The sequence below is a fragment of the Phormidesmis priestleyi ULC007 genome (genome assembly GCF_001895925.1).
Classification (GTDB): Bacteria; Cyanobacteriota; Cyanobacteriia; order Leptolyngbyales; family Leptolyngbyaceae; genus Phormidesmis_A; species Phormidesmis_A priestleyi_A.
Genome location: NZ_MPPI01000007.1, coordinates 66913 through 90978 on the forward strand (window position 1 = coordinate 66913; position 24066 = coordinate 90978).

16 protein-coding genes are annotated in these 24066 nt (G+C 47.9%); 4 read left to right on the forward strand and 12 right to left on the reverse strand.

The window, feature by feature from the left end:
- Nucleotides 1–81 precede the first annotated feature (81 nt).
- The 11 genes from BRW63_RS08135 to BRW63_RS08190 all read right to left on the reverse strand — a co-directional run bounded on the left by BRW63_RS08135 (nt 82) and on the right by BRW63_RS08190 (nt 14514).
- On the reverse strand, nt 82–693 hold the full coding sequence (locus BRW63_RS08135; protein WP_073070406.1) for a hypothetical protein: 612 nt from the start codon (nt 691–693) through the stop codon (nt 82–84).
- A gap of 13 nt (nt 694–706) precedes the next feature.
- Complete coding sequence (locus BRW63_RS08140; protein ID WP_073070407.1) at nt 707–2017, reverse strand: hypothetical protein; 1311 nt, start codon at nt 2015–2017, stop codon at nt 707–709.
- A 731-nt stretch (nt 2018–2748) separates the two neighbouring features.
- Nucleotides 2749–4389, reverse strand: coding sequence for a hypothetical protein (locus tag BRW63_RS08145; RefSeq protein ID WP_073070408.1), 1641 nt, complete (start codon nt 4387–4389; stop codon nt 2749–2751).
- A gap of 362 nt (nt 4390–4751) precedes the next feature.
- Nucleotides 4752–7337 carry a hypothetical protein gene (locus BRW63_RS08155; RefSeq protein WP_073070410.1) on the reverse strand — a complete coding sequence of 862 codons (2586 nt, stop codon included), beginning with the start codon at nt 7335–7337 and terminating at the stop codon, nt 4752–4754.
- 33 nt (nt 7338–7370) lie between these two features.
- Nucleotides 7371–7889, reverse strand: coding sequence for a hypothetical protein (locus BRW63_RS08160; RefSeq protein WP_073070411.1), 519 nt, complete (start codon nt 7887–7889; stop codon nt 7371–7373).
- A gap of 11 nt (nt 7890–7900) precedes the next feature.
- Complete coding sequence (locus BRW63_RS08165) at nt 7901–8584, reverse strand: hypothetical protein (RefSeq protein WP_073070412.1); 684 nt, start codon at nt 8582–8584, stop codon at nt 7901–7903.
- 47 nt (nt 8585–8631) lie between these two features.
- Nucleotides 8632–8931 carry a hypothetical protein gene (locus tag BRW63_RS08170; RefSeq protein ID WP_073070413.1) on the reverse strand — a complete coding sequence of 100 codons (300 nt, stop codon included), beginning with the start codon at nt 8929–8931 and terminating at the stop codon, nt 8632–8634.
- A gap of 13 nt (nt 8932–8944) precedes the next feature.
- Nucleotides 8945–12166 (reverse strand): RNase A-like domain-containing protein, encoded by a 3222-nt coding sequence (locus tag BRW63_RS08175; protein WP_143162027.1) that lies wholly within the window; start codon nt 12164–12166, stop codon nt 8945–8947.
- A complete protein-coding gene (locus tag BRW63_RS08180; RefSeq protein ID WP_073070415.1) occupies nt 12127–12729 on the reverse strand; it encodes an FG-GAP repeat domain-containing protein in 603 nt (200 codons plus the stop codon). The genes BRW63_RS08175 and BRW63_RS08180 overlap by 40 nt, the downstream gene beginning before the upstream one ends.
- 37 nt (nt 12730–12766) lie before the next feature.
- Nucleotides 12767–13204: a hypothetical protein gene (locus BRW63_RS08185; RefSeq protein ID WP_073070416.1), complete on the reverse strand. Its 438-nt coding sequence runs from the start codon at nt 13202–13204 to the stop codon at nt 12767–12769.
- A gap of 131 nt (nt 13205–13335) precedes the next feature.
- Nucleotides 13336–14514: a ferrochelatase gene (locus BRW63_RS08190; RefSeq protein WP_073070417.1), complete on the reverse strand. Its 1179-nt coding sequence runs from the start codon at nt 14512–14514 to the stop codon at nt 13336–13338.
- A gap of 163 nt (nt 14515–14677) precedes the next feature.
- Here BRW63_RS08190 and BRW63_RS08195 point away from each other — a divergent pair, with 163 nt between their 5' ends.
- From BRW63_RS08195 to ilvB, 3 genes are all read left to right on the forward strand, one after another.
- A complete protein-coding gene (locus BRW63_RS08195) occupies nt 14678–15223 on the forward strand; it encodes a hypothetical protein (protein WP_073070418.1) in 546 nt (181 codons plus the stop codon).
- A 174-nt stretch (nt 15224–15397) separates the two neighbouring features.
- On the forward strand, nt 15398–16690 hold the full coding sequence (locus BRW63_RS08200) for an MFS transporter (RefSeq protein ID WP_073070419.1): 1293 nt from the start codon (nt 15398–15400) through the stop codon (nt 16688–16690).
- Between the two features lie 196 nt (nt 16691–16886).
- On the forward strand, nt 16887–18725 hold the full coding sequence (gene ilvB, locus BRW63_RS08205; RefSeq protein ID WP_073070420.1) for a biosynthetic-type acetolactate synthase large subunit: 1839 nt from the start codon (nt 16887–16889) through the stop codon (nt 18723–18725).
- Between the two features lie 159 nt (nt 18726–18884).
- Here the strand turns inward: ilvB and BRW63_RS08210 are convergent, their stop codons facing one another.
- Nucleotides 18885–19703, reverse strand: a complete 819-nt coding sequence (locus BRW63_RS08210) for a C39 family peptidase (protein WP_073070421.1) — start codon at nt 19701–19703, stop codon at nt 18885–18887.
- 335 nt (nt 19704–20038) lie between these two features.
- Between BRW63_RS08210 and BRW63_RS28205 the strand changes: the two genes are divergently transcribed.
- Nucleotides 20039–24052: a PAS domain S-box protein gene (locus BRW63_RS28205; protein ID WP_083582774.1), complete on the forward strand. Its 4014-nt coding sequence runs from the start codon at nt 20039–20041 to the stop codon at nt 24050–24052.
- Nucleotides 24053–24066 lie beyond the last annotated feature (14 nt).

Genomic DNA, 24066 nt, shown 5'->3' on the forward strand with positions numbered 1-24066 from the left:
ATTTTGTTCTGCCACCAATACTGGTGTATCTAGTGTCGTGTTCGTGGAGTTCTTCGCACTCTGCAAAATGCGATTTCGGTACTATGCTGATGGCGTTTCGTCCCAATCTAGTAAACCCAAATTAACAATTGTTCCAGGTTCAGATTGGAGATACGTGATTTGAAGTTGCTCAAGCAAATGAGCATAGTATTTCCGCACGACTGGATCTAAGTATTCAGATTCAGACATCTCTCGAATATCAATAGATGCCTGCTCTGGTTCGCAGCCCAAAACTCGACGCACAAAATCGGGTTGCCCTGCAACAATAATAAAATCTAACGTATTAGCCATAAGAATAAACCAATCCGGTTTTCCTGCAAACCAAACGTACCACCCAAAAATATTATATTTAAAGTCTTCCATTCCAAGCACTGTTGCCGGAATAATAAGAACATCTGACACATTTTGCATCTTTGATAAATCAACTGCGATAAACTCTTGATAACCATGATCTAGAAGAGTCTGAATAAGCCGATCTTCATCCTCGAATGCATAAAGATCTCCAATATGAGTAGGAACAGCAATCCAACCCGCTTGTTTTATAAGTTGTAGCTGCCCCTTACCAGTATTGCCTTCAATTGCTCTACGAATAATTTCTCTGTACCTTCTAATATGGTCAGGAGACTCAACAGGATGTATCACCTCAAAATCCATTAGCTATCGTCTCCTATACTGTGGGGATTACAATCGTTGCTCTTCTATTATGTGTGTATCTAATTTTGATCGTCCTTCTCATTGGACTTTTTTTTGGTCTCGTATTAATTTGAGTTGTAGCGCCGCCTGTACTCTTAGCTTCTGGGTAGGCTCCTACGCTACCTCCATCAATAAGATCGGCGGTTTTAGCACCGTCTTCAGTAGTTTTAATAGGTCCTCCAGCTTTTCTAGAAAGTTTCTCAAGGTCTTCAGCTTGCCCTTCTTCTCCTGTTGGTTTATCGTAGTTTTCTACGTCACCTTCTTTACGATTTGTTCCATTTGGAAGTGGCTTGCCTTTTCTATCAGTAAGCGTAGCTCCCACAAGTATCTCGTTAATAGCGTCATCAGTTGCTTTTTCTTCAGCAGTGCGCTCATCTTCTCCACTATTAGAGTGATAAACTGCGCGAATAATTTTGCCACCTTCATCAATAATAATATAGATTAATCCACCAATCAGAGTGATTGTTCCTCCGATCGGGTTGCTATTTCCCCAAGTATCTAATTTTTGGGCAATCATTCCAGAGTCACCGTTGGAAGCAACCTGTACGCCTTCTGGTGCAGCATAGGCATAAAGTGCTTCAGCTAAAGTCTTTAGTTTCTGTATGCTAGATGCATTCCAAATGTCGTCATACAAGCCACTGGCATCAAGAATACGTTCGCCCGGATTTAGACTTAAGCGCAAACTTGCATGGAACGCCGCCTCGTCTAACCACGCTTTGGCAACCGAGGGATTGCGACTTTCAGATCGAATGGATTGGCTCGGAACTAGACTTAGAGTTTGAAGAAGATTACGGCTCCCTGCTAGAAGCTGTTGGTCATCACCGTTGAAGCTATCAAGAAATGCTTTAAGTTCAGTTGCAGCTTTCTGAATGTCTTGCGACTGTCGCAGTGTCTCCAGGAAGAAGTGTAGATCACTCTGTGAAACTTGAGTTCCAAGTGCAGCATACGCACCCCCTAAGTTCAGTAGTTGACTCAGAAATCTTGCATCTTTTTTCTGAACCTGTAGGTCAGCACCTTGCAATAGTTGCGCTGCCTGCACTAATCTGTCAGCAAACTCCAATAGCTTAATCCGATCGCCTGGAGTCTTCACCCCCTCAAAGAACTGATTCAACCCGCCCTGAGCTTTTCGCCCATCTCCCCCACGCAGCAACATATTGATGAACTCCGAAATCACTGTTTCCCCAGTCGTCGTCACGATCGGATTGACCTTCGCCACCTCAAAGCCAAACTTGATTAACTCGCGAATAAACTGGGCACTGCGAATATCACCGCGGGGATCGAACACTCCTTTACTGCTAGCAACTCTTACTTCATTCAGAGAGACACTATTCGCCGCCGCATTGAGAAGAATTAGAGTGGAAATCGCTCTTCATAGACGAATATTTTGTGAAGCAAATCTAGCGCGAAACAGGTTGAGGCAGGCTTTTAAGTTAAGATCAGCAGCGTCCATTTTCCGATATATTGTGTCTGATAAAGTAAACTACTAATGTGAGGGGAGTAGTGATTTTTACTTACTTAGCTAGATTGACAATTTTTGAATCGGAAGTAGCAGACCCATGTACATAAATTTCTATTGTTTCACCTGGTTTTAGCGGAACTGCTGTTTTGCCAACAAAACCTTCTGGAACTACTCCATAGACGATCGTAGAAACGTTCTTAGTTCTAGGGAAGTTAGGAGTCGAAATAGACCAAAGTGTTTCATTTCTCGTTCGACTAATCATCGAAATGGAGCTAACCCTAGCAGATTCAGAACATTCCCACTTGCTACTCATCGAAGCCTCATTTAGTTTTAGTGTTAAACCACTTGACTGTTTACTTACTATCTGAATGCAAAACTTAGGACCAGTACACCCTGTGAGTAGTATTAAGAGTATGAGAGAAATAACAAACCTATTTTTCACCGAACTGCTTCCTTATTTAAAATTAATTCAACCTGTCTTTGATAATTGCTGGAGTTAACTTGTACGCCTACTACGGGATTACGCTGAAAACTGCTCATTAACCTTAGAGAAGTTGTTATCCTTTCGGAAATGCTGGTTCTGGCGCTCCTTCCTTTCTTCTAAGTTTCTCGATGTAAGGACGTAGAATCGTAACTGTTCTAATGTCTTTGTCTTCAACTTTTTCTCTTCTTTTTCGTTGAAAGGTCACGCGGCGAATACTTGCATTGTATTCTTCCACTGCTGCTGCTTGTTGCTCTACTCCCCATTGTTCCCAGGGAAGCTTATTTTCATAGGCGGTTGTCCAGTCATAAGCATCTCCCTTAAGGAACTGAGCGGTTAGTTGCTCTAATACACTGCCTGACACATATCGCCATCCACTATTCTGGTATTGCCAAACATGAGTCAATTCATGAATTAACACAATACGTCCTGCTGCCGTGAGTTCAAGAGTTCCAGGCTGAAACATATCAGTGCCACCTAGCTTTGAGGGGAAGTAGATTACGTTCCCTAGTGTTACAACTGCATAGTCAACCCACTTGTCTTTCGCTATGCCAACTTTACTAAAATCAACACTGTCAGCAAATATTTCTGCGGCATAGTTGACTTCTGCTTGATTAAGATCTCGATCTCTCTGCTTACCTATCAATTTACGTAACTCGTTATCCAGTGACTTATCTTGCAATGCGTTGCGAGCAAGGCTACTCAGAAAATCTGAGGGGGATTCACTCGGAACTATTAGCTGAGTCTTGAAGATATCAAGAACTTTACTTATGAGTGTTGGATTACTTGTGACTCCTTTATCTAGTGATAATTTGTACTGCCTCAAAGCCTTACGTTCGATATTGAAGAGTTCGTTTAAATTATCAGCATCATTACTAATAAATTGCCCAAATTCATTCGCTCCCTTTTGCAAATTTTGTTCTCTCCAGAGCGTATTCAAAAATAGTTTTGAATCTTCTGTCTCTTCAACTGGCTTCAAAGCAGCATATGCCTCACCCAAATTGAGCAATTGGCTCAGGAATCTGGCATCCTTCTTTTGAGACGGTAGATCAGCCCCTTGCAGTAATTGTGCAGCATCTACCAGCCTGTCGCCAAACTCCAACAGCTTGACCCGATCGCTCCCACTCTTCGCCCCCTCAAAGAACTGATTCAAGCCCCCTTGCCCTTTCCGATCGTCCCCTCCTTTCCATAAGGTATTGAGAAACTCTGAAATCACCGTCTCTCCCGTCGTGGTCACAGTAGGGTTAACCTTGGCTACTTCAAAACCAAACGCCACCAACTCGCGAATAAACTGGGCACTACGAATATCGCCGCGTGGGTCAAACCCGCCTCCACTGTTGGCGAGTCGCGGTTCATTGAGCGCCACACTATTCGCCGCTGCATTCAGGAGATTGTTGAGGAACTTGAGGGTCGTGATCGGGTCGGTGACCCCATTGAGCGATCGCCCTAACGCTTTCACGCCTTTGTCGAGTTGCTCCTTAATCGAAAGATTTCCAGCCCCTCCCGGTTGTTGAGCGCGCCATAGCATGTCCAAGAACCCATAATCCGCGTCGCCAGCCAGCACGGTTCCTAGTTCCCGACTCGGTGCCAGTTTTGCATAAGTCTGTCCCAACTCCAGTGCGGCTTTGAGCAGCGCCTGGTGCGCCTCTGCTGAAATCGAAGTCGGGGTTGCAGCCGTGATACCAATTAATTTGAAGGAGTTCTTTGCGCTATCCAAAAGGAAACGTCCATGTCCATAATTTGTAGTAGAGCCAGCCCTCCAACAAAGTTAGACCGATCGTGCTTACGAAAATTACTCGCCAGCGTAAAAATGGTTCTACTTGGAAAGCAATCGCACAGACTAGCAGCGACTTAAACAAACCAATAAATGCACCTATAGCAAGAAAACCTAGCACGTCACGAAGTAGATAAGGTGACGAAAGCAAAAAAGGGAGAATTCTCACAAACCAAACAATTGACAGGTGAACAATGGCTGAACTGGGAACACCTAGAGCCAAGGAAACCAAGAATATTTTGAAGCCATGTATTGATTGGAACATGAAAATATATTAATTAATGGTGTGTGAATTTTTAGAAAATTCAGGGGTTTCTTTCGTTTTTAAGCTGCTCCTGAACGTACTTAGAGAACCGTTCAAACATATCTCCTGTATAAGCCCAGTTCCAGTTAGGATTCCGACCAAGACCTCCAGGGGAGACAGAAAACTTCCCATCTCCAAAAAGGTTGTTGAATTTATTGATACGGGAAACCCATGCTTGTTTGGCTACCTCGGTCAGGTCGTCAGCATCAAACGTTGCTTCTATTGGTTTAGCTTGGAATTCGTTAGCGAACGTTTGCCATCGGGTATGAATATCAAATCTAGCGTCATTCTGAAGATAGTATCTCTTAAGATGAGTGGAAAAGCGTTGATCCTTTCTACCTGGATTGTTAAATCTGTCGAACAAACCAAAGCCATCGACATCGCCAAGAATATCAGCTTCAGGGGCTGAAGCTTTGTAGTACGCATCAATCTCTTCCTTTGTAGGAGTGCCAGATGACAGTTTCAAGTTTATGGGAGTACCCTCTTGAGAAGTTCCTCTCTGTTGAAGCGTTAGCCAAACAGAGCCGACTCCAACGTCAGCAACCCATGAAGCAGGGTCAATGGTAGGCACATTGTAGTAAGGATCAGAATAAGGTGCGTTAGAACCTGGGTGCAGTAGTGCATCCAGCGTCAAAAGTAGATGTCCAATGTCAATCATCTCGTTGCGTTCAGGAATCACAAGATAGGGTGATGGATTGTCTTCCTTACCGTTCTCATTTGCTTTAGCCGTCAGAATAGCATACGCATCCTTGTCTAGACTTCCCAACTCAGCCGCATAGACTTTTCTTTCTGCAAGAAGTCCTGGTGATAGTGGGTCCGATTCAGAGTTGGGAGCATTAGGTAGAAGTGCAGCAAATGCTTGTTGATTAGTAATTTCATTAATCAGATTCCAGCCACTATCCCCAGGATAGTAAAGTCTACGAAGACGAGTGATTATTTCCTGGGGAGTGTCATTTTTATACACTGCCTCTACCTTCTCCACAATATTAATGAATCGCTCAACGCCTACCAATGCTAAGGGATTTGCCTGGTTCTTGACACCTTTGTAATCTTTGATATTGAATAAGCTAATTCCTTTCCCAGTTAGAGCAACTCCCATTGTTTTGGAGATAAACTCGTTGCTTCTCTTTACACCCTGAAGACTTACATCAGTGATTTTATTCAGGGTCTTGAGACGGTCGGAGTTGGCAAAGAGAACAACATCAGGATTCGTCACCGACTGTAAAAAGCTGTCTAACTGCTGTGCGGTTAACCGCGTATTACTGAGTTGATATGCTGTACTAAGAAAGAAATTGAGAGGTTGATCTCCTGCCGCCGTAATCGGATTCAATGCTGTGTAGCTGCTCCCCAAGTTCAGCAATTGACTTAAGAACTTGGCATCCTTCTTTTGAGCCTGTAGATCAGCCCCTTGCAGTAATTGTGCGGCATCTACCAGCCGATCTCCAAACCCTAATAGTTTTACCCGATCGCTCCCACTCTTCGCCCCCTCAAAGAACTGATTCAAGCCCCCTTGCCCTTTCCGATCGTCCCCTCCTTTCCATAAGGTATTGAGAAACTCTGAAATCACCGTCTCTCCCGTCGTGGTCACAGTAGGGTTAACCTTGGCTACTTCAAAACCAAACTTCATCAACTCGCGGATGAACTGGGCACTACGAATATCGCCGCGTGGATTAAACCCGCCTCCACTGTTGGCGAGTCGCGGTTCATTGAGCGCTACGCTATTCGCCGCTGCATTCAAAAGATTGTTGAGGAACTTGAGGGTGCTGATCGGGTCACTCACCCCATTGAGCAGCCGTCCTAGCGCCTCTACTCCATTCTGGAGTTGTGCCTTAATTGCATCCTTGCCAGGAAGCCTGCCACTCGCTCCAGGCTGTTGAGCACGCCACAGCAGATCCAAGAACCCAAAGTCTGCATCACTCGCTAGAACGGTTCCCGTTTCCCGACTCGGAGCTAATTTTGCATAGGTTTTCCCTAGTTCTAATGCGGCTTTGAGCAACGCTGAGTGAGCTTCTGGAGTCGTGGAGATCGCCTGACCATATAGCACCTCATTAAACGCCGCTAACAACGTTGCTTGAAACACCTGCACGCTGACTGCCGTGGAATCCTTCACCAAATCCTGTGCCAGCACATAGCCTGCCCCACCTGCTTTGCTTTCGAGCAACCCATTGAGCGGGCTGTCTTCTCCCACATCGGTTGGGTTGTAAGCTGTCACAAATAGGTTCTCCATCACCCCTTGCATCTGGTCAAAGAACGCTTGGTCGTTGAGGGAATCGTTGTCTGCCTTGCTGATGCGGTTGAGGCGATCGGCGATCGCCCTCAACACCTCCTGACGATTTTGCAACTTCTGAAACGCTCTTAAACGATCGGCAAAGTCTTTCAGTCCTTCAATCGTCGGCAATCCACCAGAAAATTTGGAGAACCCACCCTTGAGGAACTCCACGACCCCATCCTTACCGAACTGTAACAGTCTGCCTACTGAAGTACTAGCATCAGCAAACGTATCGGCAAACACTCGAAAAGGAACCGTAAGTGCGTCAGATAATGAGAGTCTGGATAGATCTTTGAATCCATTGGTCAACTCGTCCATCTCTCGCTATGACTGCTAAGAGGGACGATCGCGCTAACATTGAGAAAACTGATCAGGAGAGTAGACTCCTACAGAAAGGTTAAATAACCCAGCCTCTTTGATCACAATAAAACTATCTGACAAGCTAGCTATATCTTTAGCTAAGGCAGCAAGCAGAATCACTTCTCCTTTCGCTCGACCTCCTGCGCTCCCAACAGTATATCCATATCCTACTTCTGCCCAGCATCGGGATATATACGCGCGTAAGTTTGAGTCAAGATTTCGTCCGAAGTCCTCTAAATATTCCTGCTCATTCGTGTAGGTCTCAGAATTTCTCTCGCAAGACAAAGTTAAAGCATTACTATGCGCTAATTGAAAATGGTAATACTTAGTAGGTAGAAGAGCTTGCTTGCCTTCGACTTGCTGATTAGTTCCTAGCTCAAGCAATACTGGAGTCTGCCCAAGAAGTGTTCTAGCCTCATCAGCTAGAGGATGTAAAAGTAGTTGCGACTGTAAATCGCTCCAAACGATAGCTCTATTAGAGGTTGGTATAATGTCAACTTCAATGCTCATAGTTGTGCTTCCTATTTGATAATTCTTACTCCGCTTCGGGTGATTTCAACAATTCCATCACTACCTTTCAAGATAATTTTGCTGAAAGCGCCATCCTGCACAATTTGTTGATAGATCGGTCCATTGGTTGCAAAGTCAGCAAGCTGATTAGTATTGAACTGTATTGGTTCTCCATAAAAAATTGCATTTTCGATGCCCACTGCTTGGGCTTGGTTAGAATTCCGCCGGATTTCTCTAGGTAAACTGCCAAGACTACTAACATCATGAAAGGATTTGAGGGATACAGGAGTTTCAACTCCCTGTTTGTTCGTCGGACGAAATACACCTTCAACTCCCTGTGAATTACCGAAAAACTCAAACTCACCACCACCTTCAAGCGCACCGAAACGAATTGCCTCTGGTAACTCGTGAGTTTCAGCGGGGACTCCCTTGACAATAGTACTTCTAATCTCTGAAATCGTTAGGCTTTCTTTGGTAAGCAGATTTACCAGTAGATCCTGGGTCATCCCTGGTCGGCGCAGAAGAGTTGCTAAATCATCAACTGTCTTAGCTCCTCCGTCTAAAACAAATTTGACCAAGTTGCGATTATTAACTAGAAAAGTGACTACATTTGCATTCTCATCGAGTTTCGTAGCAGCTTCTGAAACTCTCTTAAATTGATCGGCAAAATCCTTGAGGGCATCGATCGTCGGCAATCGTTCTTCAACGTATCGCAGAGGATTACAACCGATGGATAGCAGCGCTAGTACTTCTCAACAACCTCATCCTCTCGTTCAACGTTTTTGATCATCTTTTCTAGCCACACATATGCCTCTGCATCAGAATTCTCGTTTAGAACCTGATTAGCACCATCATGTACTAGTGATAGTGGTTGTCCTGCTTCTAGATTGTGAGTGCGAATTTCTGTAACAATACGCTTCCAATCCTCAGACGTAGTTGGATTCTTGAATATTGCATTTCTCGCATTCTTGATACCTTCCTCATAATTCTCATAATTAAAGAACCGACTTAGAAGGAGACGAATTAGCTCATAATCAGTCATACTCACCATCTCACTATGGATATACAGGGAATGCGCTAACTAAGCGGTAACCTCTTGGGTCAGTCGGGTCAGCTTCAAAGCTAATTTTAACCTTTGTAGTAGCACCAAGAGGTATTTCCTGAGAGATAGGGTTTCGCACAGAACCAATATTGGTAAAACCAAAACCAGTTGGGTTGCCATAGTCAAACGTCCACTCCATGTAATCATTCCCAGAGGCAAAGAAAGATTTAATATCAGATTCATAGGCTTTATAAGCTTGATTGACAGCATCTCTCTGTACATTATCATCAATGAAACGTAAAGATGTCCGAGACTGTTGCAAAGTTGGATGTGTACCTAATGCACGCTGCTCAAGATCAATTCGACTAAGTTGTGAACCATGTCGCTCTATTGAATGTCCTCCACGTAATTCCTCTCTTAACAAATCAATTCCATCATTTGCCTGTTTACCTAGTCTATTTAACTGAGTTACTGAAACATTAGGAATGCCGAGAAGTTTCTGAACCTCAACAGGATTAATACTAGTTGCTTTCAGCAGCCCAGCTAAGTCATTCAAGACTGTACCGGGATGTTTGAGAATATCACTCAGTGCATCAATTGCTTGCACTCCTTGTTCTAAGATTCTTCCAACGAGGTTAGAGTTCGCAGCTAGAAAACTAGCAACAGAAGTATTTTGAGCCTGAATTAATCTATCGGCAACCTCTGAAACTCTCTTAAATCGATCGGCAAAATCTTTCAGTCCTCCGATCGTCGGCAATCCGCCGGAGAACTTAGAAAATCCTCCCTTCAAGAACTCAGATACACTGTCGGTTCCATACTGAAGCAGTCTACCAACCGCTGTCCCTTCGCCCTTAAACAACGAGAGCGGAAGCGAAATTGCATCAGCTAGTGTGAGAGAACGCCCTCGTTGAACATCCTCGGCTAATCGCAACAGACGCTTGCCCGCATCTAAAAGGCGAGTCGTGTTCACTAGCCCCAGAGAGGGTTCAAGCTTCAAGAGTCCACCGAATGGCAATGCGCCGACCAAGTTCTCAAAAGCATACACAGCCTCCCGCGACGCGTCTAACAGCTCCGTCTGGGACCTAGCATTTGCGGCTTTATGGAAAAACGATGCTAGCGAATACCCAAATTGCACACCACCGAGCAAAATAAGTCCAACATCTAGAATCACCCCGATCGGTTGGACAAACTGCGCTGCCACAATACCACCAACCGCTACCCCTGCTACTCCCGCTACTAGTGGGTTTCCTGTAATCAGTTTGACGAAATCTTCAACTTGCCCTTTGACGGTTGATCCAGCAGTGTGAGGTGCTAATCTTAATGCGTCAAAGACTTTCTCTAACGGACTATAGGTTTTCTGAGCGAGATCTCGCAATCGCTCTTTACCAAATGGGTCAGCCTCATCTGAGGGAAAAAGCAATGTATCACCTGCGTACAAAATACGCGGGTCAGTAGAGGTTCCTCTCTCCGAATAAAAGGTGAATAAAGTATCTCCTGCCACAGCAGACGTTACTGTCCCATCCGCTCGACGGACTCGGTAAGCAATTGGATAGCGATCATTGGAGGGGTCAGAGTCACCACCATTCCACAAAACTGGTGATGTACTACCTGATGCAAATCCAGTTCCTTCAACGCTTACCCGTCCGTCACTGGTCGCTGTCACCGGAATTTCTATTAAGTTATTTAGATTGGCTGTAATTCCCCCCAACACCTTAATTCGATTTTCCAGGTCGTTCGCCGCATCTGGTAAATTGCCCTGAGCAGTGAGTGTGAGAAAAGAAGCATCCTTAGATTCAACATTGCTGGCATCAGGCTTTAAGGCAGCATATGAGCTACCTAGATCTAGCACGTAGCTCAAATGGGCTGAACTTTGCGCCATTAGCTTAACTTCTGGATCATCAACTAACTTGACTACCTTCACCAGTTGTTTTGAAAAGTTGAGTCGCTGTTGCCGATCTTGTGAGCTACCAGGTTGATCGAAGAATTTAGCGAGTCCTCCTGCTGCTAAACGAGCGTCGCCTCTTCCCTCCCACAAAATTTCTAACCACTCTTTCATCCCAACTTGATCGCCAGTTGTAATTACCGGGTTCACTCTGGCAACTTCAAAGCCAAACGCCACCAGCTCTCGAATGAACTGGGCACTGCGAATATCACCGCGTGGGTCAAACCCACCTCCACCGTTGGCGAGTCGAGGTTCATTGAGCGCCACACTATTCGCGGCTGCATTCAGGAGATTATTGAGGAACTTGAGGGTATTGAGCGGGTCGCTGACCTCATCGAGCGATCGCCCTAATGCCTCCACCCCATTCTTGAGTTGCTTCTCGATTTCGCCCTTGCCAGGAAGCCTGCCACCCATCCCTGGCTGCTGAACGCGCCACAGCATATCCAAAAAACCGAAGTCCGCGTCACTGGCAAGGATGGTTCCCGTTTCCCGACTGGGAGCCAATTTTGCATAGGTCTGTCCCAACTCCAGTGCGGCTTTGAGCAAGGCTGAATGGTCTTCTAGTGAAATAGCAGTCGGCATTACAGCCAGCTTGCCATACAGCACCTCATTAAACGCTGCTAGCAACGTTGCTTGAAACACCTGCACGCTGACTGCCGTGGAATCCTTGATCAAATCCTGTGCCAGCACGTAGCCTGCCCCGCCTGCTTTGCTTTCGAGCAACCCATTGAGCGGGCTGTCTTCTCCCACATCGGTTGGGTTGTAAGCTGTCACAAATAGGTTCTCCATCACCCCTTGCATCTGGTCAAAGAACGCTTGGTCGTTGAGGGAATCGTTGTCTGCCTTGCTGATGCGGTTGAGCCGATCGGCGATCGCCCTCAACACCTCCTGACGATTTTGCAGCGCCGCCTTCTTGTTAATGGTCAACGGGTGTTGACTAATCGCCCCCGTGCCATAGTCCACGATCTTCTTCACCGCATCGGTGTATTCCAAATCATAGCCAGTGCCAATGTAGGGCAAGTCAACGCCTCTAGGAAAGCCCGAAAAACCACTGGGCTGCCAATTGGGAGTCGAGCTAGACCCCGTTGAGTAGGTGCCCCACCCATATCCACCACCAGAAGTCGGACCGAAATATCCATAGTTCCCGGTTCCTCCAGCAGGCGCATTCGCATAGGTGCCACCATCTTGACCCTCCACCTCTCCCGATTCCAGAACGTAGAGGTCTGAGTCTTCGATCGGGCGCTCATCCGACTTCAAGAATCGGAAGGTTTGGGATTGTTGATTGCCTGCCACGTCGCGACTCGTGACGCTAAAGTCATAGACCCCCTTGCTACCAGATTCTGGATCTCTCCCAACACCTGGTTAAATGTCCCGGTCTGAGAAACTGTCACCTCTGTGAGCAGACTTTGATCCAGGATGCGCCCCGTAATTGTGGGGAGTTGGGTAATGCGATCGTTGAGCGTTCCCGTATCTTGCGCCAAAGCGAGTCGAATCGTGGGTGGAGCCGTGTCAACCCCAACCGGACGACCCGTAGTGCCCACCGCTTGTCTGGCTAAACTCGTCAGGTCGGGATTCGTCAGAGCCGTTGCTTGGGTCAGTTGTAACCCATTCATCTCCCAAATCGCCGCAGTTCCATTGCTACGATCGCGCCAAAAGATATCAGCTTTGCCGTCGCCGTTGAAATCATCGACCCCAACCCACTGCCACTCAGACCCCACCAAGGCGGCACTGCCGTTATAGGATAGAAACGCAAAATCAGTATACTGACTGCCCGAAAGCAACCAGACCGCCGTTTGTCCAGTGGTGTGGTTACGCCAGATGTGAATCTCGATACAGGGACTCGATCGGACGATCAAACTGCACCCTGTTGACTCATCAAGAGCATACGCTCTATCACAAGCCAGAAGGCTGATGATGCAAATCAAGTCCTTGCTGAATCCAGGTTAGGCAGTCTGACTCACTCTCAAAAATTCTAGGAGCCGCGATGTTAGTTAACTCACTCGGCGGATAGTGATCATAAAAAACCTTTCTACCTTGACGCAGCACGATGATTAGATTATTTCGATAGGTGTAGCGATGTTTGAAATAATCAGTGTCGTCATCAATTTCTGAGTGCTGCGCTAAATGAGTTTGGGCGACTTTAATCATGTCCTCAATCCGACTTGAGAACTCTTCAGAAGGATTTGCTGTCTTGTGGAATCGTCCTCGATGTCCCAACTCTGACAGAAGCGCGTAGGAATAAATTTCTTCTCCTGCGATCGACCCACCGACAAACGGAATAATTAAATATCCTCGGTAGGTGACGGAGTGTTCGTAAAGCAGTCGCACCATCGCACCGTTTGCTGCAAAGATTAGCTTTTATCTTCCCATGTAATCGATTAAGGATCGTGGATTAAATCATATCGGTTACTTGCGATGGTAATGGGCACGGCAGTGCCATGCCCCTACGCAAAACGGTTTTTCTAATGGTGATGATGTCCGTGATCGTGGCTGTGATTGTGCCCATTGTGACCATGATGATCATGATGGTGATCAGCTTGTGAAGCCGCCAACGCCGGATTTACCGCCATTGCTTGCTCTGACAGCAGCGCTTCAATTTGAGGGTGCGCCCAATCTGCCACCATTTGCAAAAAGTCAGGGTTGTCATTGACACAAGCCATTTGGACATAGGTCACATCAGGGCGCTTTTTGCGTAGCCCATGAATGATGTGATCGACATCTAGCAGCGTTTCGTGATTTTCGGTGGCAAAGCCGATCGGCATAAATACCAACGCGGTTGCGCCCAAATCGATCAGGTTCCTTGCCGCTAAGTCTGCGTTTGGTTGAGTCCAGTCAATCAAAGGCGTTTGGTGATTGAGCCAGCCCACTGAGATCAAAGGATATTTGTAGAGCAGGCGTTCGCGCACCCGATCGTAGAGTTTTTGGCTCTCATCAATGCCAGACGTAAAGCCTTTTGCCTTGTGCGGACAGCCATGATTCATCAGCACGATGCCGATTTGAGAGGGCAAATGTGCCACCGCCAACTCAGACTTGATTTTGTCTTCGACGAGATTTGCCATCAAGTCAATATACTCTGGTTCAGCATAAAATGACGGAATATAGCGGGTTCCTTTCAGCCAGTGTTCTTTGCCAGGATCTGCCAAGGCCGACAGCGCATTGTTGACTTGCTCTACCGCGATTCCACTGGTGAAGATCGAATCTACGACTAAAAGCGGGTAGATCAAAATCTTGTCAAACCCTTCTGCTTTGACTTCTTCTAAGACTTGCTCAGGCAAGAAAGGCTTGCAGAAGTTGAAGGCTTTAAAGACTTTGACGCGATCGCCCCAGCGGTTTTGCAGTGCCTTTTCAACCCCGACTCGCTGCTGCTCAAAAATGGCATTGTGAGGCGAGATGAAGTGATCGTGTTGGTGACTCCACTCGTGCAGGTCAAACACGGCTAAAAGCTTTGCTAAAGGAGGATATACCCAGGTCGGAACTGGGGCAAACTTAGCGGTTAGTAGGTTTAACGCCTGCTCGTTATAGTTAGCGAAATCGTCATAGCTCTCGACCTCGCCGTAGCCCATTAGCAAAACGGCAACTCGATCGCTAGAAGTCGAAGCTTCTAATCCAGACTGATGGAGTTTCTCAGGGGTAGCGACCACTTTTTGTCTCTCAAACTAACGTGGATAGTGTGGACGCGCCAAGACTTAGAGTGCGGCACAAATCTCACATTACTAAGGCTAACATCCCCTACGGGGGGATAAACATCTAAAAGGTGATGACATCGTTAAAATCAGTCTAAAGGGAGATTTATGGAGCACTGTCATGAAGATCGTTATTTGCCCCGGAATGCACCGATTGCAACTTTCCCAACGCTTTGTCACAGCGCTGCATCCCAGTCAAGAAACCTTGATTTTTCCGACTGAGAAGGCTCCTGCCTATTCTCCGCTTCACGTTTTAGAATTTTTATCCCCGACTGAGGCGACGACTCCGCTAGTCTTTATTGCGTTTAGTGCTGGGGTTGTTGCCGCGATCGGAGCCGCCCGTCTCTGGCAAAAGCAGGGTGGCACCGTCAGCGCCTTGATTGCCCTCGATGGATGGGGCGTGCCGCTGGCCGGAGATTTTGCGATTCATCGGGTCAGCCACGATCGCTTTACTGCCTGGAGTTCGGCTTTGCTAGGGGGAAGTGACTCAGACAGTTTCTATGCTGACCCTGCGGTCGAGCATTTGACTTTATGGCGATCACCGCAAACTGTTCAGGGCTATGCAATAACCGCAAATCGACGATCGCGCCAAACCTCTATAACTGCCGCCAGTTTTATAACTGCGCTATTGCAGCGCTATGAGGTCTCTACATCAACGAGACATTAGAAGTCAGGAGGATATTTCCTAGCGCTGCTTTATGCCTTGTTAAAACAATCCTGGGCATCCTCCCGCAAGGATGTATTTCAGATAAAGTTGTGATGGGTCAGGTCTATACGCTGCATAATGTCTAGACCTGACCTACAGAGAGGGTTTTCACCTGATTTCTAAAATTTCTACTCTATGCTTCCTACTCGTTCCCAGCCCTCTCGTAATGGCTTTCTAGCGCTGCTTCACAATCACCCCTTCATGATGTTGTGGAGTGGGCAAATTTTGTCTCAAATAGCAGATAAAGTTTTTTTTGTGTTGCTAATCGCGCTCCTGAGTGATTACGGTTCTTCGCCTGAAACCGAAAACTCAATGCGATCGGCGGTAATGATTGCGGCAACGCTACCCGCTATTTTCTTTGGCTCGGCGGCAGGCATTTTTGTCGATCGCTATGACAAAAAAACAATTTTGAGCGGCTGCAATATCTTGCGCGGAGTGATGTTGCTGCTGCTGCCGTTTTTGCCCAAGGCATTTATCATCTTGATCGCGATCGCGTTTTTAGAATCGATCTTGACTCAGTTTTTTGCCCCCGCAGAGCAAGCTACGATTCCCTTTCTGGTAAAGCCAGAAAATCTGCTAACAGCAAATGCGCTGTTCACCACCACGATGATGGGTTCGTTAATTGTCGGGTTTGCGATCGGTGACCCGTTGCTGAAAGTGGCGAGTGGGTTTAACCCAGAGTGGGGACGAGAAATTTTAGTCGGCGGCTTATATTTGCTGGCTGGAATCGTGCTTTATTTGATGCCTCTAAAAGAAAAGAAGCATGAGAGTGAGACGATCGTTCCGGTTCATCCTTGGAGCGATTTTAAGGAAGGGTTAGCTTATCTGCGTAAAGATTCTCTAGTGAGATATGCCATGTTGCAACTCATGATTCTTTACTCGGTTTTAGCGGCGTTGACGGTGTTAGCGATTAACCTGACGCAAAAAATTGGGCTAGAAAAAACTCAGTTTGGCTTACTGTTGGCGGCGGCAGGCGTAGGCATGGTGTTTGGGGCAGCAGCTTTGGGTCATTGGGGCGATCGCTTTCGTCGCAAACCCCTGCCTTTAATCGGCTTTGCTTTCATGGCGTTTGTGCTGACGATGTTCTCATTCACTTCCAAACAAGGGTTGAGCTTTGCCTTGTCGGGCTTTTTCGGGCTAGGGTCCTCGCTGGTCGCGGTTCCGATGCAGACTCTAATTCAGCAACGCACCCCAGAAGCCATGCGAGGAAAGGTGTTCGGCTTTCAAAATAACATCGTCAACATTGCCCTCAGCGTGCCATTAGCCGTTACAGGGCCGTTAATTGACGTGATCAATAACCAGGTCGCTCGGAATCCGCAATCTGAATTGGGACTGCGATCGGTGCTGATCGGCATGAGTGTAGTGGTGACGATCGTTGGCATCTGGGCATGGCGCAGCACTCGACGAGTTTTGCAGGATGCAGTTTAACTCACGCTAATGTCAACAAAATTTGACAGATAAATTAGCTCATAAATTAACTAAACTGTAGAGATAGGTAGCTTTGTGGCGCGATCGTCAATAATCAGTCTCGACAGGGATCGTAATCGGCACTACACTAAGTTTCTATCTATTGCATCTTTAGATACAAAAATTGTCCACTTAGACGGTTTGGCGAGGTTCCCCAGTGCAATTGCAACGAGTGGCAGTACAGCGGGTGACAGGTGGCTTTGCGCTGATCGACAGCCTCAGACGGCACGGCGTTAAGCACATCTTCGGCTATCCGGGCGGAGCGATTCTGCCCATCTATGACGAGCTTTATAAGGCAGAAGCGATCGGCGGCATTCAACACATTTTGGTCAGGCACGAGCAAGGAGCAGCACACGCGGCTGACGGCTATGCCCGCGCGACTGGGCAGGTTGGCGTGTGTTTTGCCACGTCAGGCCCTGGTGCGACCAACCTGGTGACTGGCATCGCCACGGCACACATGGACTCGATTCCGCTCGTAGTGGTGACGGGACAAGTGCCGCGACCCGCGATCGGCAGTGATGCCTTCCAAGAGACGGATATTTACGGGATTACGCTCCCGATCGTCAAACACTCCTATGTAGTACGTGACCCTAGAGACATGGGGCGGATTATTGCAGAGGCATTCTATATTGCCAGCACGGGCAGGCCCGGCCCTGTACTAGTCGATATCCCAAAAGATGTGGGCACCGAAGTCTTTGACTATGAACCAGTCGAGCCGGGCGCTGTGCGGCTAACGGGCTATCGCCCTACTATGAAGGGTCATCCGCATCAGATTGGGCAAGCGTTGAAGTTAATTCGGCAAGCCAAACAACCTTTGTTGTATGTCGGCGGCGGCGCGATCGCTGCCAATGCTCACGCCGAAGTTAAAGAACTCGCAGAACGTTTTCAGCTTCCGGTTACGACTACGCTAATGGGAATCGGTGCCTTTGATGAGCAGCATCCGCTCGCAGTTGGGATGTTGGGAATGCACGGCACTGCCTACGCCAACTTCTCGGTGACAGAATGTGATTTGCTGATTGCGGTCGGGGCGCGGTTTGACGATCGTGTGACTGGCAAGCTAGACGAATTTGCGTCTCGTGCTAAAGTCATCCACATTGACATTGACCCCGCAGAAGTGGGTAAAACGCGGGTTCCTGAAGTACCGATCGTGGGCGACGTGCGGCAAGTGTTGCTCAATTTGCTCGATCGCAGTCACGAAGACGGCGACCCGGCAAGGTCAGATCAGACGAGCGACTGGCTAGCTAGAATCGATCGCTGGCGCGAAGATTATCCGCTCGAAGTGCCTCATTACCCTGACAAGCTTTCGCCTCAAGAAGTCATTGTCGAATTGGCGCAACAGGCTCCTAATGCCTTCTACACCACCGATGTAGGGCAGCATCAAATGTGGTCGGCGCAGTTCCTTAAAAATGGCCCTCGTCGCTGGATTTCTAGCGCGGGTCTGGGCACGATGGGCTTTGGACTCCCGGCGGCGATGGGGGCTAAAGTGGCGGTTGGCAGCGATGAGCAAGTGATCTGCATTAGCGGCGATGCCAGCTTTCAGATGAATTTGCAGGAGTTGGGCACGCTGTCGCAGTATGGAATTGCCGCCAAAATTGTGATTATCAACAACGGCTGGCAGGGCATGGTGCGCCAGTGGCAAGAAGCCTTCTGGGAAGGGCGCTATTCGTCTTCTAACATGGAGCCGTCAATGCCCGACTTTGTGAAGTTGGCAGAGGCCTACGGCATTAAAGGCATGATGATCAGTGTTCGCGACGAGTTGAGTATCGCGGTGGCTGAGATGCTGGCACATGACGGCCCTGTGCTGCTCGATGCGCGAGTCAAGCGAGACGAAAACTGCTATCCGATGGTGGCTCCGGGCAAGAGCAATGCTCAAATGTTGGGGTTGCCCGATCGTAAGAGCCTAGAGCGCGCAACTGAACTGATGTATTGCAGCAGTTGTGGCGCGAAGAATGTTGCCAGCAATAGATTCTGCCCTGAATGCGGCACCAAGCTGTAGTCTGATTAGTAATCATATTGGATCACCGTAGGAGTATGGCAACATCCCTACGGTGATATTTTTTGTGATTATTATGGTTTAGATCGGTGAACACAAACGCGATCAGGAGGATTAACGCTACTCATCGCTGATTTAATTCACCTAAAAGAACGCTGCAAACTATGCTTTTGTAAGTCGATGCAGCCACATGAAGTTAACGCCTTCTGGGGAACTTTTACTTTGGATTAAACCATTCGAGTAATGCAAGTTTTCTCCGGTTAAGTCTTTGCGATATCCATACGCCGTCCACTCGCCGTAAGGGTCATTCACCCAAAATCCGTTGCGATCGTAGCCTCTAATCACAACGATGTGACCAAAACTAGTGAAATAGCCGTGAATGATGCAAGGACGACCCTCAGCGATCGCCTTGCGAATATCATAGAGCCTTCCCTGGGTCGTAAAGTCATCTCTCACCCCGTAAGCGGCTGCCATTTTTGCCAGGTCTTCCGGGTCGTGCCGACTTAATCCGTTGCGTTCCATATAGCGATAAAGCTCGTCTTCAAACTGCACCGCGTTGGTTTTCTGCCGAATCTGCAAGTAGCGCATGATCATTGCAAAACTGGTGACATTACACGCTCCACCTGGATTCTCAGCATTGTCAAGCTGACTGCGGTAAGGCACATTTAAGCGCTTAGTTGCGGGAAGCCCGATCGTGGGTAAATTAATCGGCAAAGAGGGTCTGCGCGTGGCACTGGTTACCTGCCCTTGACTGTTAAGGAGTTGAATGTGAGGCAAATAGACAAACCAAGTGTTGAGCGGTGGGTTACCCAAAAACTCACTCACAAAGGCAATCTTGAGATGATTGTTGCCCACCAGTTTCCAGGAGTGGATCTCAAATACTCTTCCAGCCTCGACGTTAACCTTATCTTGAGCAGACAGCCGTGCAGAATCGCCAGTAGACTGCTTGAATGTAGTATTATCGATAACTTTTAGCTTCATAATTTCCCCGTTTATTCAATAGGGTGCCTCAAAATTTCTATAAAATAAATAGAAGTTTCAAGAACAAGCTTAATCCGAAAGACATCAGTAGACCTCCTGCATGAATAAAATTCCCCAAACTACCCTGGATCTCGCTCCGTTTCAGTCGGCTTGTGCCCCCTAAATCCCCCAAAATGGGGGACTTTGAAATTAGAGCCTAGGCTTAAAGTCCCTCATTAAGGGGGGATTTAGGGGCGTTCCCTGATTCGTGCAGGAGGTCTAGTGCAGTATCCGTCTAAATATCCAAAAAGATTTTTGGTGGCAGTGTTCCCTAAATTTCAGCAAGAGGACAAGTAATGTCAACACTCCGGTTTCTCCTACTTGAAGACAATCCACTCGATGCAGAAATGGTGCAGACCCTGCTGCTGAATAGTGCGATCGACTTTGAGCTGCTGAGGGTGGAAACTCGCGCTGATTTTGTGGCAGCCCTAGAAACCGATGAGTTTGACTTGATTTTGGCAGATTATGCACTGCCCAATTTTGATGGCATCTCTGCGTTAGAGATTGCTTGCAACCTGCGTCCAGATATTCCATTTATTTTTGTCTCTGCCAATTTGGGCGAAGAATTAGCGATCGAAACGCTCAAACGGGGAGCCATAGATTATGTGCTCAAGCAACGGTTAGGGCGGTTAGTTCCCTGTGTCGATCGGGCATTACAGGAAGCCAAAGAACGCCGCGAACTCAAACAGACAGAAGCAGCCCTGCGTCAGAATGAAGCCCACCTCCGCGCCGTCGCTGCTAACTTGCCCAACGGGGCTGTCTTCCTGGTAGATCACGATTTGCGCTATCTGCTAGCAGAGGGCGATGCTCTCCAGAGCGCCGGAATGACCTCTGAAGACTTGGTGGGCAAAACCCTTTGGGAAGCCCTTGATCCAGCCCTCGCAACTCGCTACGAACCCCACTATCGCCAAGCCCTCGGCGGTGAACCTTTTAGCTCAGAGCATTGCAGCCACGATCGCACCTACATCTCTCATGGCACACCTCTCCGCAACGATCGGGGTGAGGTTGACACCGTGCTAGTAGTGTCTTACGACATCACCGATCGCAAACGGACGGAGTTAAATGCAGAATTTCTCGCCGCCGTCAGTCAAGAATTGGTTAGAGCGACTCGTGTAGACGAGATTGTGAAAATGGTCGGCGAACACCTCAACCGCTATCTCAATACTTCGACTTGTGCCTTTGTCGAAATTAGCGAGGAAGCACGGCAAGCGATAATCAATCATGATTGGCATCAAAATGAGCTGCGGAGCTTAGTGGGGGTTTATCCTCTCGGAGAGTTTGTCACTGACGAGTTTTTGCAAGCCGCCCAAGCCGGACAAACGATCGTCGTCCGGGATGTCACTGCTGACTCGCGCATTGTTGACCAGCAGCGATATGCCGCGCTAAAAATCGGGGCAGAAATTAACGTTCCTTTAATCAGAGACGGCCAGTGGAAATTTTCGCTGACTGTGTTTCATCAAGCTCCCTACGATTGGCGCGAAGACGAGATTGAGTTAATGCAGGAATTGGCAAACCGCATCTGGACAAAGCTAGAACGCGCCCGTGCCGAAGCCGCCTTGCGCCAAAGTGAGGAGCAGAGCTGGAACATTCTGGAGAGCATTAATGACGCATTTTTTGCCCTAGACAAAAACTGGCTGTTCACCTATGTCAATCAAACAGCCGAAACCCTGCTCGATCGCGCCCCAGGTGACTTAACCAGAAAAAACTTCTGGGAAGAATTTTCGGGTCTGAATGGCAGCGAATTTGAACGGCTTCATCGACGCGTGATGAGCGATCGCGTGGCTGAATCACTGACCGCGTTTTACCCTGATCACGATCGCTGGTATGAAGTCCGCACCTACCCTGCCCCAAACGGCATCACCGTTTATTTCAGGAATGTCACCGATCGCATTCAAGCCGAAGCTGAACTGCGCGAGAGTGAAGCCCGGTTCCGGCATCTAGCAGATACCGCTCCTGTGCTGATTTGGATGTCTGGAACTGATAAACTCTGTTATTACTTCAATCAGCCCTGGCTAGACTTTACCGGGCGAACGATGGAGCAAGAAATGGGCAATAGTTGGGCAGAAGGAGTCCATCCCGACGATTTCCAACTTTGTTTAGATACTTATGTCACCGCCTTTGATGCCAGGCAACCGTTTCAAATGGAATATCGCCTTAGACGCTCTGATGGGGCATATCGTTGGCTGCTCGATGCAGGCGTGCCCCGATTTACATCAGAAGGTGAATTTCTGGGCTATATCGGTTCTTGTATTGACATCGACGATCGCAAATCTGCCGAAGCCGCCCTGCGTGAAAGTGAAGCTCGTTTTCGGTTAGTAGTCGAAAGTGCGAAAGAGTATGCCATTTTTACCCTCGATTCCAAGGGTGCTGTGACCAGTTGGAACAGTGGTGCGGAACGATTGTTTGGATATCAAGCAGCAGAAATTCTAGATTGTAACAGCCGCATCCTTTACACGCCAGAAGACAATGAATGGGGTCGGAATGAGCGAGAAAGGCAAACGAGCCTAGCTCAAGGACAGGCAGAAAACGAGTGCTGGCATATTCGCAAAGATGGTAGCCGCTTTTGGGGCAGTGGTTTAGTAATGCCGCTGCAAACTGAAGCAGGCCCGCAAGGATTTGTCAAAATTATGCAAGACAAAACCGTGCAACGGCAAGCTGGTGAACGATTCCGGTTGCTTTATGACACCACCAGCGATTTACTCGCCACCGAGCAACCTCTGACGCTGATGCACAACCTGTTCAGCAAACTCTCAAACCAGCTAGAGCTAGATTATTACTACCAATACACAGTGGAGGAAAAAGACAACCGCCTAATGCTGCATCTGAGGAACTCCGAAGGACTCTCAGATGAAACGGCTCAATTGATCGAATGGATTGAATTTGGTCAAGACATTTGCGGGCTGGTGGCACAAGAGCGGCGGCAAATGATCTTCGACCAAGCGCAGGTCTTGGCCCATCCCAACGCCCAGAGGCTGCGCGCGATCGGGGGCACTGCCTACGCGGGGCAACCGTTGATTGTTCAAGGACGGTTACTGGGGACGCTCTCCTTTGCCAGCCGCCGCCGCACTAGCTTTACATCCGAAGAAATTGACCTCTTGCAATCGACCTGCGATCAAATGGCGATCGCCCTTGAGCGAACAAACTTAATCCGTTCAATTCAGCAACAGGCGGAACAATTACAACGCGCCAACCGGATTAAAGACGAGTTCTTAGCAGTGTTGTCACATGAACTGCGATCGCCGCTTAACCCGATTTTGGGTTGGACGAAACTATTACGCGCTGGCAGGTTGGATCACGTTAAAACGAGTGAAGCTCTAGCCACGATCGAACGCAATGCTAAACTCCAATCGCAATTGATCGAAGACTTGCTCGACATCTCCCGCATCATGCAGGGCAAGCTGTCTTTAACCGCGACTCCGGTCAGTTTAACCTTTGTGATTTCGGCTGCCATTGAAACGGTGCGTTTGGCGGCAGAAGCCAAAAATGTGGGGCTACAGCTTGATCTCGACTCCACGATCGCGCCCGTTTCTGGCGATGTTGCCCGCTTGCAGCAAGTCGTGTGGAATTTGCTCTCCAATGCAGTCAAGTTTACCCCTAGCGGTGGGCAGGTGACCCTTGAACTGAGGCAGCTCGACCAACTGGCTCAAATCAGCGTGATCGACACTGGAAAGGGCATCAACGCTCAATTTTTGCCCTATGTGTTTGAGTATTTTCGACAAGAAGACGGCTCGACCACGCGCAGATTTGGCGGCTTAGGGTTAGGGCTGGCGATCGTGCGGCAAATTGTTGAAATGCACGGAGGAACAGTCGAGGCAAAAAGCGCAGGTGAAGATCAAGGCGCAACTTTTATCGTGAAGCTGCCGATGGTTCGACAGATAGCGCCGATCGTGCTTGAACCAATCCGCACTCAAACAGACCTAGAAACGCCCTTAGACAGCCTTCAAATTTTGCTCGTCGATGACGATACCGATACTCGTGAGTTTCAGGCGTTTCTGTTGGAACAAAGTGGGGCGAGAGTAACAGCCGTTGTCTCTGGTTTAGAGGCATTGCAAGCTCTAGAGCGGTTTATTCCTGATCTGATTGTCAGCGATGTGGGCATGGCGGAAATGGATGGCTATATGCTGATGCAGCAGATTCGCTCTCGTCCACCCAGACAGGGCGGAACCATTCCGGCGATCGCCCTCACTGCCTATGCCGCAGAACTTGACCAGCAAAAAGCACTGCAAGCAGGATTTCAGATCCACATGACAAAGCCTGTGGAGCCAGAAATATTAGTTAGAGAAATTATAAATCTGCTTAACTCAATATAAAGAATCAAAAAAAG

Coding starts and splice junctions, on each gene's coding strand:
- BRW63_RS08135 (WP_073070406.1), bottom strand. CDS start 693: ATGGATTTTGAGGTGATACATCCTGTTGAGTCTCCTGACCATATTAGA.
- BRW63_RS08155 (WP_073070410.1), bottom strand. CDS start 7,337: ATGGACGAGTTGACCAATGGATTCAAAGATCTATCCAGACTCTCATTA.
- BRW63_RS08160 (WP_073070411.1), bottom strand. CDS start 7,889: ATGAGCATTGAAGTTGACATTATACCAACCTCTAATAGAGCTATCGTT.
- BRW63_RS08170 (WP_073070413.1), bottom strand. CDS start 8,931: ATGACTGATTATGAGCTAATTCGTCTCCTTCTAAGTCGGTTCTTTAAT.
- BRW63_RS08185 (WP_073070416.1), bottom strand. CDS start 13,204: ATGGTGCGACTGCTTTACGAACACTCCGTCACCTACCGAGGATATTTA.
- BRW63_RS08195 (WP_073070418.1), top strand. CDS start 14,678: ATGAAGATCGTTATTTGCCCCGGAATGCACCGATTGCAACTTTCCCAA.
- BRW63_RS08200 (WP_073070419.1), top strand. CDS start 15,398: ATGCTTCCTACTCGTTCCCAGCCCTCTCGTAATGGCTTTCTAGCGCTG.
- BRW63_RS08210 (WP_073070421.1), bottom strand. CDS start 19,703: ATGAAGCTAAAAGTTATCGATAATACTACATTCAAGCAGTCTACTGGC.
- BRW63_RS28205 (WP_083582774.1), top strand. CDS start 20,039: ATGTCAACACTCCGGTTTCTCCTACTTGAAGACAATCCACTCGATGCA.